This window comes from Streptomyces sp. NPDC001678, from assembly GCF_042892945.1.
In the GTDB taxonomy this organism is placed as follows: domain Bacteria; phylum Actinomycetota; class Actinomycetes; order Streptomycetales; family Streptomycetaceae; genus Streptomyces.
Map to the genome: position 1 here is coordinate 124,721 of NZ_JBIAUP010000017.1, position 12,499 is coordinate 137,219.

11 protein-coding genes are annotated in these 12,499 nt (G+C 70.3%); 4 read left to right on the forward strand and 7 right to left on the reverse strand.

The genetic code is table 11. The annotated features are described in order from the left end of the window. Positions 1-169 precede the first annotated feature (169 nt). Genes uppS through ACFYZR_RS28300 form a run of 4 tightly spaced genes read left to right on the forward strand, consistent with a single transcriptional unit; the run spans position 170 to position 4,431 of the window. Complete coding sequence (gene uppS / locus ACFYZR_RS28285) at positions 170-904, forward strand: polyprenyl diphosphate synthase (protein ID WP_391915129.1); 735 nt, start codon at positions 170-172, stop codon at positions 902-904. A gap of 2 nt (positions 905-906) precedes the next feature. Next, positions 907-1,920 carry a hypothetical protein gene (locus ACFYZR_RS28290; RefSeq protein WP_391915232.1) on the forward strand — a complete coding sequence of 338 codons (1,014 nt, stop codon included), beginning with the start codon at positions 907-909 and terminating at the stop codon, positions 1,918-1,920. Continuing rightward, positions 1,917-3,251: a cytochrome P450 gene (locus ACFYZR_RS28295; protein WP_391915131.1), complete on the forward strand. Its 1,335-nt coding sequence runs from the start codon at positions 1,917-1,919 to the stop codon at positions 3,249-3,251. Before ACFYZR_RS28290 ends, ACFYZR_RS28295 begins: the two co-directional genes overlap by 4 nt. A gap of 58 nt (positions 3,252-3,309) precedes the next feature. Continuing rightward, complete coding sequence (locus ACFYZR_RS28300; RefSeq protein WP_391915133.1) at positions 3,310-4,431, forward strand: glycerate kinase; 1,122 nt, start codon at positions 3,310-3,312, stop codon at positions 4,429-4,431. A gap of 165 nt (positions 4,432-4,596) precedes the next feature. Here ACFYZR_RS28300 and pssA read toward each other — a convergent pair whose 3' ends face one another. The 7 genes from pssA to ccrA form a co-directional block, all read right to left on the reverse strand. Further along, positions 4,597-5,451 (reverse strand): CDP-diacylglycerol--serine O-phosphatidyltransferase, encoded by an 855-nt coding sequence (gene pssA, locus ACFYZR_RS28305; RefSeq protein WP_391915135.1) that lies wholly within the window; start codon positions 5,449-5,451, stop codon positions 4,597-4,599. Next, the gene (locus tag ACFYZR_RS28310; protein ID WP_311609211.1) at positions 5,438-6,094 is read right to left on the reverse strand and encodes a phosphatidylserine decarboxylase; all 657 of its coding nucleotides are present in this window, start codon (positions 6,092-6,094) and stop codon (positions 5,438-5,440) included. Before ACFYZR_RS28310 ends, pssA begins: the two co-directional genes overlap by 14 nt. A gap of 188 nt (positions 6,095-6,282) precedes the next feature. Continuing rightward, positions 6,283-7,509 carry an acyl-CoA dehydrogenase family protein gene (locus ACFYZR_RS28315; RefSeq protein ID WP_391915137.1) on the reverse strand — a complete coding sequence of 409 codons (1,227 nt, stop codon included), beginning with the start codon at positions 7,507-7,509 and terminating at the stop codon, positions 6,283-6,285. A gap of 1 nt (position 7,510) precedes the next feature. Beyond that, positions 7,511-8,023: a MaoC family dehydratase gene (locus tag ACFYZR_RS28320; protein ID WP_391915138.1), complete on the reverse strand. Its 513-nt coding sequence runs from the start codon at positions 8,021-8,023 to the stop codon at positions 7,511-7,513. 3 nt (positions 8,024-8,026) lie between these two features. After that, positions 8,027-9,004, reverse strand: coding sequence for an HpcH/HpaI aldolase/citrate lyase family protein (locus ACFYZR_RS28325; RefSeq protein ID WP_391915140.1), 978 nt, complete (start codon positions 9,002-9,004; stop codon positions 8,027-8,029). After that, positions 9,001-11,013, reverse strand: coding sequence for a protein meaA (locus ACFYZR_RS28330; RefSeq protein WP_391915142.1), 2,013 nt, complete (start codon positions 11,011-11,013; stop codon positions 9,001-9,003). Before ACFYZR_RS28330 ends, ACFYZR_RS28325 begins: the two co-directional genes overlap by 4 nt. Positions 11,014-11,030: 17 nt before the next feature. Continuing rightward, positions 11,031-12,368, reverse strand: coding sequence for a crotonyl-CoA carboxylase/reductase (ccrA, locus tag ACFYZR_RS28335; RefSeq protein ID WP_391915144.1), 1,338 nt, complete (start codon positions 12,366-12,368; stop codon positions 11,031-11,033). Positions 12,369-12,499: the final 131 nt, after the last annotated feature.

Here is a 12,499-nt window from a genome sequence, read left to right on the forward strand (position 1 = left end):
CGTGTGCGACGTGCGTGAGCCCCCTGCCCCCTACGGGGACCGTGCGGGGTGGGCGTGGCGCCGGGCCTGCATCCGTGCGCCCTGCTGCCGCGCCCCCGGCGCCCTGTTCGTGCGATGTCAGGATGAAAAGAGAAATAAGCCATCCGCCCGTCGAACTGGGGGAGCCTCCATGCTGCCCGAAACGCGATCCTGGTCCTCTTGCCGGCCCGGCCTCGTGGGCAAGGTACCCCGGCATCTGGCGGTCATCCTCGACGGCAACCGTCGCTGGGCGGAACGGCACAGCCTCCCCCTGGCCGACGCCTACCAGGCCGGGGCCGACCGGGTGCGCGAGCTGCTGTGCTGGTGCGACGAACTGGGGATTTCCTACGTCACGGTCTGGGCGCTGTCCCAGGACAACCTCTACCGGGAGCCCAAGGTGGTCGACCAGATCGTGAACGCGGTCACGGAGGGGCTGGAACGGATCGCCGCGGAGGGACGCTGGTCGATCAGGATCATCGGTGCGCTCGAGCACCTTCCGCACCAGGAGCAGGCGGCCGCCCTCCGTGCGGTGGAACGCGATTCCGCCATGGCGACGGGGGCCCGGCTGACGGTGGCGGTCGCGTACGACGGGCGGCGGGAAATCGTCGCCGCGGCCCAGGAGCTCCTGCGCGCCTATGCCGAGGGCTCGATCGTCGGGGAGCTCACTGAGCAGCGGCTGGCCGACTTCCTGTCCACGGCGGGACAGCCGGATGTCGATCTTCTGATCCGGACCTCGGGCGAGAGCCGACTGTCCGGATTTATGCCCTGGCAGACGGCATATGCGGAGTTCTACTTCACACCGGTCTATTGGCCGGATTTCGACCGGCGCCATTTCGCTGTGGCGCTCGCTGCCTACGCTGAACGGGACAGGAGGCGTGGGCTGTGACGATGCCACTCACCGGCTGGCGGCTGCCGGCTCTGCACTACCCTTTCCCACCCGAGATCCATCCGAGGGCCGCCGCTGGTGAGGCGCATCTGCTGGACTGGGTGCGACGTGAAGGGCTGATCACGAGCGAGCGGGAGTTCGCGGTCTTCGCGCGGGCCGGCTTCGGGGAACTGGTGGCCAGGGAGTTCCCCGAAGCCACCGGGGAAGGGCTTGAACTCGCCTGCGAGATGTACGCCTGGCACTTCGTCTTCGACGACCGCTACTGCGACCAGCCCGGCGCCGACTGGGGAACCGCCCAGCTGGGCCTGGCCGTGCTGCGGGTGCTGACGGCGGCCGAGGAGAGCCTCGCCTCCGGTCACGCGCTCGTTCCCGGGTACACCGACGACGCGTGCGCCCGGGCGCTCGTCGGCATCTGTCGTCGGCTGGCCGCGCTGGGAAGCCCGGTGCAGGTCGAACGGTTCCTCGCCGCCGAGCGGATGTACCTGCTGGGAGCGCTGGCCCAGTCCGCGACCACGACGACCGGCGGGACGCCGGCCGTCGAGGAGTACGTCACCATGCGGCACTACATGTGCGGCACCCCGGTGGCCCTCGCGATGCTCGACGCCGCCTACGGCTTCGAACTACCGGAAGAGGACTACTGGGACCCCGACGTCCAGCGCCTGTGCCGCATCACCGCACACGTCACGGGCTGGGCCAACGACGTCCTCTCCTATGGCCGGGAGACCACCAGCCCGGACGAGGTCGCGCTCAACCTCCCCACCGTCCTGGCCTCCGCCCGCGCCTTGACCGCCCAGGAGGCACTGGAAGCGGCCGCGCGGATGCACAACGAGGAGATCGCCGCTTACCTCCGTCTGGAAGCCCGTGTGATGCCCCGCGCCGACCCCCGGCTCCGCCGCTTTCTGGGCGGACTGCGATCGATGATGCGGGGCTTCTACGACTGGGGGCTGGCCACCGACCGCTACCGCGTAGGCATGCACTTCACCGGCTCCACCCGTCCGTTGGAGATCCGCCCGTGACACGTCTCTCCGGCATCCCCGTCGTGCCGGGCCTGCCCGTCATCGGCAGCGCCCTGGACCTCGCACTCCGCCCCCACGCCTTCCTGTCCGACCTGCCCCGCTACGGTGATCTGTCCGCCGCGCGCCTCGGGCCGACGCGCGCCTTCTTCGTCAGCCACCCCGACCTCGTGCACCAGATGCTGGTCACGGACGCGGACCGGTACGCGCGGGGGCGGATCTTCGAGAAGATCAAACCTCTGCTCGGCGAGGGCCTGGTGATGTCGGACGGAGCCTTCCACCGCCGCCAGCGCCGCATGGTGTGCCCCGCCTTCCGGCACAGCCGGCTCGTCGCCTATGCCGGGGTCATCCAGGACGTCGCCGAGCGGCGCGTCTCCGCGTGGGCTCCCGGCCGCCCCCTCGACCTCGTGCGCGAACTGCAGGAGCTCGGCTTCGACGTCGCGTCGAACCTGCTCTTCTCCGACGGCATCGACCCGCAGGTGATGGCGGTGATAAGGCGTTCCTTTCCCACTGTCCTGGCGTCGGTCATGCGCCGCACCCTCGCGCCGACCGATCTGTACGAGAAGATCCCCACCCGGGCCAACCGCGCCTTCGCCACCGCCGCCCGCGAACTGCACGAGGCCGTCGACACGGTCGTCGCCCGCTACCGCGAGCGCGGCGGGGACGGCGACGATCTGTTCTCCGCCCTGCTCGCGGCCCGTGACAAGCAGACCGGCCGGCCCATGACCGACCGGCAGATCCACGACGAGGTCGTCTCCGTCCTGACCGCCGGCGGCGAGACCACAGGAACCGCGCTCACCTGGGCCGCCCACTTCGTCAGCCACCGGCCCGAAGTGGCCGAACGCCTGAGCCGGGAGGTCGACGAGGTCCTCCACGGCAAGCCCGCCCGCCATGAATCCCTCGCGGACCTCGTCTACACCCGGCGCGTCGTGACCGAGACGCTGCGCCTGTACCCGCCGGTCTGGATGCTCACCCGGCAGGCCGTGACCGACACCCGCCTCGGTGGCCACGCCATCCCGGCCGGCAGCACCCTCTTCCACTCCTCCTACGCCATACAGCGCGACCCGCGCTTCTTCACGCGCCCCCACGACTTCGACCCCGACCGCTGGCTGCCCGAGCGCGTCGGGCCGGCCCAGCGACATGCCTACATGCCCTTCGGCCGTGGTGTTCACGGATGCGTGGGCGAGCAGGTCGGGTGGATGGAGCTCGTCATCGTGCTGAGCACCATCGCCCGGCTGTGGAGGCTCGTGCCCGTGCCCGGCGCGCCGGTCCGTCCGGTCTTCCGCACCAACGTCCTGCCGCGACGTCTCCTCGTCATACCCGAACCCCGGTAGGGTCGCCGCGGCGCGACGACCCGTACGGCCTCCGGGCCGGGGAAGCGAGGACGGCACGGTGGCGGAACCGACACGCGTACTGATCGCCGCGGACAAGTTCAAGGGATCGCTGACCGCCGTGGAGGTGGCCCGGCACGTGGCCGCCGGGCTGCGGCGGGCCGCGCCGGGGGTGGTGCCCGTGGCGCTGCCGGTCGCGGACGGCGGCGACGGGACCGTCGCCGCCGCCCTGGCGGTCGGCTTCGGGCGCCGTGAGGCGAAGGTGACCGGGCCCGTGGGGCGGCCGGTCAGGGCCGCGTACGCGCTGAGCGGCGACGGCGGCACGGCGGTGGTCGAGATGGCCGAGGCGTCCGGGCTGCGGCTGCTGCCGCCCGGCCGCCCCGCGCCGCTCACCGCGACCACGTACGGCACGGGCGAGCTGCTGCGGGCCGCGCTCGACGCGGGGGCGCGCGACATCGTGCTCGGGGTCGGCGGCAGCGCCACCACCGACGGCGGGGCGGGCATGCTCGCCGCGCTCGGGGCGCGCTTCCTGGACGCGGCCGGGCGCCCCCTGGACCCCGGCGGCGGCGCCCTCGGCGCGCTCGACCGCGCCGACCTGTCCGGGCTGGACCCCCGGCTGGCCGGGACCCGGATCGTGCTGGCGAGCGACGTCGACAACCCGCTCACCGGCCCGCGCGGGGCGGCGGCGGTGTACGGGCCCCAGAAGGGCGCGAGCGCGGCGGACATCGCCGCGCTGGACGCGGGCCTCGCCCGCTACGCGCGGCTGCTGGACGGCGGCCGCCTCGCGGACGCCCCCGGCGCCGGGGCGGCCGGCGGCCTCGGCTACGGCGCCCTGGCCGGGCTGGGGGCGGCCTTCCGGCCCGGCATCGAGGTGATGCTCGACGTGCTGGGCTTCGCCCCCGCGCTGGAGGGCGCCGCTCTCGTCATCACGGGGGAGGGCTCCCTCGACGAGCAGACGCTGCACGGCAAGGCGCCGGTGGGGGTGGCGCGGGCGGCGTCCGGGACGCCGGTGGTGGCCGTCTGCGGGCGGCTCTCCCTGGGCGCTGCCGCGCTGGCCGGTGCCGGCATCCAGAGGGCGTACGCCCTCACCGAGCTGGAGCCGGACCTCGAACGGTGCGTGGCCCAGGCCGGGCCGTTGCTGGAGCGTCTCGCCGTCCGTATCGCGCGCGACTACCTCGGCTGAGGCCAGAGCCCTGCCCACCCGCCCACCCGTTACCCACCCATGCGATGCCGGGCAAACGGGTGGGTGGGTGGGCGAAGGCCCCGCGCAGCGGGGCTCTCAAACGCCGAAACGGCGGTGGGGCCGGGCAAGATGCCCGGCCCCACCGCCGTCGTCCGAGGAAACGCGCTATCGCGCGGTTTCCGCCTCCCGCGCCTCGCGCCGGTTGTCGCGGAAGGTGTTCACCCTGCGCGCCGTCGCGAAGAGCGGGATCACCGCGCCCAGGACCACCTGGAGCGCGCAGCCCGTCTGCAGGAGGAGCTCACCGCCGGGCGCGTCGAACGCCCACGCGGCCAGCAGGCCCATGCTGAGCACGATCCAGCTGAGCATGGCCACCGCCAGCGGCCCGCGCGGCTTGGGGTACTCGACCCGGCTGACCATCAGCCACGCCACACCCATGATCGCGAGCAGCGTCGGCACGAAGGGCAGCTCCAGCAGCACGATCGAGACGACCGTGAGCGCCCCGAAGGGGCTCGGCATGCCCTGGAAGATGCCGTCCCGCATCGGCACGCACGAGAAGCGCGCCAGGCGCAGCACCACAGCCAGCAGCACCACGACCGCGGCCACCGCCGAGACCTTCTGGTGGGCGTCGTCGGCGACCATGCCCCAGACGACCACGAAGTACGCGGGCGCCAGGCCGAAGCTGATCAGGTCGGACAGGTTGTCCAGCTCCGCGCCCATCGCCGAGCTGCGCAGCTTGCGTGCCACGAGCCCGTCGAAGAGGTCGAAGACGGACGCCAGCAGCATCAGTATCACGGCCGTGGCCGCGCTGTGGCGGGCCATACCGCCGTCCTCGTTCCCCGTGAGGTGGGGGATGAGGACGCCGGTGGTGGTGAAGTAGACCGCCATGAAGCCGCAGATCGCGTTACCCAGGGTGAGGGTGTCCGCTATCGACAGCCGGGTGGACAGCGGCATGGGGTCCGTGTCCTCGGTCTCCGCCTCGGGAACCCAGGCGGCCTGGGTGTCCGGATCAATCACGGTCAAGACGTGTCACCCCTGCCGTGGTGGCCTGGCCGACCTCGACCGCGATCTCGACGCCCTCGGGGAGGTAGATGTCGACACGCGAACCGAAGCGGATCAGGCCGATCCGATCGCCTTGCTCCACCTTGGTGTCGGCCCCCACGTAGGGGACGATGCGGCGGGCGACGGCACCGGCGATCTGGACCATCTCGATGTCACCGAGCTCCGTGTCGAAGTGCCAGACGACACGCTCGTTGTTCTCGCTCTCCTTGTTGAAGGCCGGCACGAATCCACCCGGGATGTGCTCGACCGACGTCACCGTGCCGGCCAGCGGCGCGCGGTTGACGTGGACGTTGAGCGGGCTCATGAAGATCGCGACGCGGGTTCGTCCGTCCTTCCAGGGCATGATGCTCTGCACCACGCCATCGGCCGGGGAGATCACCCGGCCCTGGCCGATCTCACGATCGGGGTCGCGGAAGAACCACAGCATGCCGGCCGCGAGAGCGGTGGTGGGTACGGCCAGCGCAGCCCAGCGTCCGGAGCGGCGGGCCTTGGTGAGGCTGACCGCCGCCGTGGCGACGGTCGGCAGGAGCCACGGCGATGCTCCGCGCGCGAGGCGAACACCGCGGAGGCTGTCGCGAGGTGCAGAGGAAGAGCTGTGGGGCATGGGTGACCTTCGTAGCGGAGGGTGCCGCATAACGATCGGGGGACGGCGGCTTTCGGGGATGCTATCGGTTGCGGGCGGCAACTGGCTAAGCGCCAGGGCCAGTCCATGGCCGAACCGCGACTACAGGGTGTGATCTTCTTCTCTGCACCATCACCGTCATCTCACCGTAAATGGGACTTAATCCCCGGTCAACCCCTGTCTCGGCCCTGAATCCGGTACTCCTCCAGCAGCCGGCGCCCGATGATCATTTTCTGGATCTCGGCCGTGCCTTCGCCTATCAGGAGCATCGGGGCCTCCCGGTAGAGCCGCTCGATCTCGTACTCCTTGGAGAAGCCGTAGCCGCCGTGGATGCGGAACGCGTCCTCGACGACCTCCTTGCAGTACTCGGAGGCCAAGTATTTCGCCATACCGGCCTCGAGGTCGTTGCGCTGCCCCGAATCCTTCTTCCGGGCCGCGTTGACCATCATCGCATGGGCCGCTTCGACCTTTGTCCCCATTTCAGCAAGCTTGAACTGAATTGCCTGATGCTGTGCGATGGGTTTTCCGAAGGTGTGACGTTGCTGTGCGTAGGAGACACCCAGTTCGAACGCACGCTGTGCGACGCCGCAACCACGGGCCGCCACATTGACCCGGCCGACCTCGACGCCGTCCATCATCTGGTAGAAGCCGCGGCCGGTGGCGCCGCCCAGCACCCGGTCCGCCGGGACGCGCAGCCCGTCCATGATCAGCTCGGTGGTGTCGACTCCTTTGTAGCCCATCTTCTCGATCTTGCCGGGGATGGTCAGCCCCGGCTTGACCCGGCCGAAACCCGGCTCCTTCTCGATCAGGAAGGTGGTCATCGACCGGTGCGGGGCCGTGCCCTCGGGGTGCGCCCCGTCCTCGGAGTCTGTCCGGCATAGAACCGCCACCAGCGTGGACGAGCCACCGTTGGTCAGCCACATCTTCTGGCCGGTGAGGACGAAGTCCTCGCCGTCCCGGACGCCCTTGGATGTGATCGCCGACACATCCGAGCCCAGCCCGGGCTCCGACATCGAGAACGCGCCCCGCACCTCGCCCGTCGCCATGCGCGGCAGGAAGTGGTCCTTCTGTTCCTGTGTGCCGTGCTGCTTGATCATGTAGGCGACGATGAAATGCGTATTGATGATCCCCGACACACTCATCCAGCCCCGGGCGATCTCCTCGACGCACAGGGCGTATGTGAGAAGGGACTCACCCAGGCCCCCGTACTCCTCCGGGATCATCAGCCCGAAGAGCCCGAGTTCCTTGAGGCCCTCCACGATCCGGGTGGGGTATTCGTCGCGGTGCTCCAGCTCGGTCGCGACCGGGATGATCTCCTTGTCGACGAATTCCCGGACCGTGGCGAGGATCTCCCGCTGGACGTCCGTCAGCTCTTCGGTGCGCGCCAGGCGGCCCATCTCACTTCTCCCGGATGATCGGCTCGGGGCGGCCGGGCTGCTCCCCGCCGCGCTTCTCGGTGTACTCGGCGGTGGGCACCATCACCTTGCGCCGGAAGGTACAGACCACGGTGCCGTCCTGCTTGTAGCCGATCGTCTCGACGTGGACGATCCCGCGGTCGCTCTTCGACCTCGACGGGGTCTTGTCGAGCACCCTGGTCTCGCCGTAGAGGGTGTCGCCGTGGAAGGTCGGCGCGATGTGCCGGAGCGACTCGATCTCCAGATTGGCGATCGCCTTGCCCGAGACATCGGGCACCGACATGCCCAGCAGCAGGGAGTAGACGTAATTGCCCACCACCACGTTCTTCCCGAAGTCCGTGGTCTCCCCGGCGTAGTGGGCGTCCAGGTGCAGCGGGTGGTGGTTCATGGTCAGCAGGCAGAAGAGGTGGTCGTCGTATTCCGTGACCGTTTTCCCGGGCCAGTGCTTGTAGACGTCACCGACCGTGAATTCCTCATAGGTGCGGCCGAACTGCATCGCTCATGCCTCCGGGATCTCGAACACGGAGGTACGGGTCATTCCGGCGGCGCGGCCCTTGCCGGCGACGACGAGCGCCATCTTCCGGCTCGCCTCGTCGATCATCTCGTCGCCGAGCATCGCCGAGCCCTTCTTGCCGCCCGCCTCGGAGGTGCACCAGTCGTAGGCGTCCAGGATCAGCTCGGCGTGGTCGTAGTCCTCCTGGGAGGGGGAGAAGACCTCGTTGGCGGCGTCCACCTGGCCGGGGTGGAGCACCCACTTGCCGTCGAAGCCCAGGGCGGCCGCGCGGCCGGCCACCTCGCGGAAGCCGTCCACGTTCCTGATCTGGAGGTAGGGGCCGTCGATCGCCTGGAGGTCGTTGGCGCGGGCCGCCATCAGGATGCGCATGAGGATGTAGTGGTAGGCGTCCGCCGGGTAGCCGGGCGGCTGCTCGCCGACCACGAGCGACTTCATGTTGATGGACGCCATGAAGTCCGCCGGACCGAAGACGATCGTCTCCAGGCGGGGCGAGGCGGCCGCGATCGCGTCCACGTTCACCAGGCCCTTGGCGTTCTCGATCTGCGCCTCGATGCCGATGCGCCCGGTCTCGAAGCCCATGGTCTTCTCGATCTGGGTGAGCAGCAGGTCCAGGGCCACGATCTGCTGGGCGTCCTGCACCTTGGGCAGCATGATGCAGTCCAGGTTGGGCCCGGCACCCTCGACGACCGTGATCACGTCGCGGTACGTCCAGTGGGTGGTCCAGTCGTTGACCCGCACGACCCGGGTCTTGCCCGTCCAGTCGCCCTTGTTCAGCGCGTCGACGACCGTGTGCCGGGCGCCCTCCTTGGCCAGCGGGGCGCAGGCGTCCTCCAGGTCCAGGAAGACCTGGTCGACGGGGAGGCCCTGGGCCTTCTCCAGGAAGCGCGGGTTGCTGCCGGGGACGGCGAGGCAGGAGCGGCGCGGGCGAAGACGGTTGCCCGGAGCGGGGGTGGTGCCGGTCATGCGGTGACCTCCAGTGGGTCGAGGCTGTTCGCTTTGCGGATCTCGTCGACGATACGGCCGATGATCTCCGTGATGCCGAAGTCCTTGGGGGTGAAGACGGCGGCCACACCGGCCGCCTTGAGGGCGGTGGCGTCCGCGGACGGGATGATGCCACCGACGATCACGGGTATGTCGTCCGACCCGGCGTCGCGCAGCCGGGCCAGCACGTCGGGGACGAGCTCGGTGTGCGAGCCGGAGAGGATCGACAGGCCCACGCAGTGGACGTCCTCGGCGACGGCCGCCGAGACGATCTGTTCCGGGGTGAGCCGGATGCCCTGGTAGACCACCTCGAAGCCCGCGTCGCGGGCCCGTACGGCGATCTGCTCGGCGCCGTTGGAGTGGCCGTCCAGGCCGGGCTTGCCGACCAGCAGCCGCAGCTTGCCGGCGCCCAGCTCGTCGGCCGTGCGGGCGGCCTTCTCGCGGACGGCCGCGAGCGGGCTGCCCGCCTCGGCGGCCACGGCCAGCGGGGCGCCGCCGACGCCCGTCGGGGCGCGGAACTCGCCGAAGACGTCCCGCAGGGCCCAGGACCACTCGCCGGTGGTGACGCCCGCCCGGACGCACTCCAGGGTGGCGGCCATCAGGTTCTCGGTGCCGGCCGCGGCCTTCTTCAGCGTCGCGAGGGCCTCCTGGGCGCGGCCCTCGTCGCGGTCGTCGCGCCAGGTGTGGAGGGCGGCGACCACGCGGGCCTCGCCCGCCGGGTCGACGGTCATGATGGCGGTGTCGAGATCGGCGGTCAGCGGGCTGGGCTCGGTCGCCTCGTAGCAGTTGACCCCGACGATCTTCTCCTCGCCGGACTCGATGCGGGCCCGTCGCTCGGCGTGCGAGGCGACCAGTTGCGCCTTGAGGTAGCCGGACTCCACGGCGGCCATCGCCCCGCCCATCGCCTGGATCCGCTCGATCTCGGCCAGGCACTCGGTGACCAGCGTCTCGACCTTGGCCTCGATCACATGCGAGCCGGCGAAGATGTCCTCGTACTCCAGCAGGTCGCTCTCGTGGGCGAGGACCTGCTGGATGCGCAGCGACCACTGCTGGTCCCAGGGGCGGGGCAGGCCCAGCGCCTCGTTCCAGGCGGGCAGCTGCACGGCGCGGGCGCGGGCGTCCTTGGAGAGGGTGACGGCGAGCATCTCCAGCACGATGCGCTGGACGTTGTTCTCCGGCTGGGCCTCGGTCAGCCCCAGGGAGTTGACCTGGACGCCGTAGCGGAAGCGGCGCTGTTTGGGGTTCTCGATGCCGTAGCGCTCCCGGGTGATGCGGTCCCAGATGCGGCCGAAGGCCCGCATCTTGCACATCTCCTCGATGAAGCGGACGCCCGCGTTGACGAAGAAGGAGATCCGGGCGACGACGTCGCCGAAGCGCTCGGCCGGCACCTGGCCGGAGTCGCGGACCGCGTCCAGGACGGCGATGGCCGTGGACATCGCGTAGGCGATCTCCTGGACGGGGGTGGCCCCCGCCTCCTGGAGGTGGTAGCTGCAGATGTTGATCGGGTTCCACTTGGGGATGCGGCCCACCGTGTAGGCGATCATGTCGGTGGTGAGCCGCAGGGAGGGCCCGGGCGGGAAGACGTGGGTCCCGCGCGAGAGGTACTCCTTGACGATGTCGTTCTGCGTCGTCCCCTGGAGCTCGGCGATGTCGGCGCCCTGCTCCTCCGCGACCACCTGGTAGAGGGCCAGCAGCCACATGGCGGTGGCGTTGATGGTCATGGAGGTGTTCATCCGCTCCAGCGGGATGTCCTTCAGCAGCCGCCGCATGTCGCCGAGGTGGGCGACGGGGACCCCGACCCGCCCCACCTCGCCGCGGGCGAGGACGTGGTCGGGGTCGTAGCCGGTCTGCGTCGGGAGGTCGAACGCGACCGAGAGGCCGGTCTGGCCCTTGGCGAGGTTGCGCCGGTAGAGCTCGTTGGACGCCTCGGCCGTGGAGTGCCCGGCGTACGTCCGCATCAGCCACGGACGATCCTTCTGACGCTCAGTCATAAAACGTGCCGTCTCTTTTAGACGTTACGGAAGAGGTTGATGGAGTCCAGGTGTCGCTCGCGCAGCTCGTGGTCGCGGACGCCCATGCCCTCCTCGGGTGCCAGGCACAGCACGCCGACCTTGCCCTGGTGGAGGTTGCGGTGGACGTCGTACGCCGCCTGGCCGGTCTCGGCGAGGGTGTAGGTCTTCGACAGGGTGGGATGGATCTTCCCCTTGGCGATCAGGCGGTTGGCCTCCCACGCCTCGCGGTAGTTGGCGAAGTGCGAGCCGACGATCCGCTTCAGCGACATCCACAGATAGCGGTTGTCGTACTGATGGTTGTAGCCGGAGGTGGAGGCGCAGGTGACGATGGTGCCGCCCTTGCGCGTGACGTAGACCGACGCGCCGAAGGTCTCGCGGCCGGGGTGCTCGAAGACGATGTCCACGTCCTCGCCGCCGGTGAGCTCGCGGATGCGCTTGCCGAACCGCTTCCACTCGCGCGGGTCCTGCTCGTGCTCGTCCTTCCAGAAGCGGTAGCCCTCGGCGCCGCGGTCGATGACCGCCTCGGCGCCCATCCGCCGGCAGATCTCCGCCTTCTTCTCGCTGGAGACGACACAGATGGGGTTGGCGCCGCCCGCGAGCGCGAACTGGGTGGCGTACGAGCCGAGTCCACCGCTCGCGCCCCAGATCAGGACGTTGTCGCCCTGCTTCATCCCGGCCCCGTTGCGGGAGACCAGCTGACGGTAGGCGGTGGAGTTGACCAGCCCGGGGGCCGCCGCCTCCTCCCAGCTCAGGTGCTTCGGCTTGGGCATCAGCTGGTTGGACTTCACCAGGGCGATCTCGGCCAGGCCGCCGAAATTGGTCTCGAAGCCCCAGATGCGCTGCTCCGGGTCGAGCATGGTGTCGTTGTGCCCGTCGGCGGACTCCAGCTCCACGGAGAGGCAGTGGGCGACGACCTCGTCGCCGGGCCGCCAGGCGTTGACGCCGGGACCGGTGCGCAGCACGACGCCGGCGAGGTCGGAGCCGATGACGTGGTACGGCAGGTCGTGCCGCTTGCCGAGGGGGGAGAGCTTTCCGTAGCGCTCCAGGAAGGCGAAGGTGGGCACGGGCTCGAAGATCGAGGTCCACACCGAGTTGTAGTTGACGGAGCTGGCCATGACGGCCACCAGGGCCTCGCCGGGCCCGAGTTCGGGCACGGGGACGTCGTCGACGTGGAGCGACTTGCGGGGGTCCTTCTCCCGGGTGGGGAGCCCGGCGAACATGTCCGCCTCGTCCTTGTGCACGGTCACCGCGCGGTACGACTCGGGCAGGGGGAGCGCGGCGAAGTCCTCGGCGCGGCTGTCGGGCGCGAGGATGGCGTCCAGGATCTGGTTCACGGTTTGCCTCCGGCGAAGCACGTCGTGGGAACGGGCTTGAGGGAACGTCGGGGGTGGAGCGCTGCGGGTGGAGCGAGGGGGCGGTGCCGTCGGTCCGGCGGGTGGTGCTCCCGCGCGGGGTGGCGCGGAGA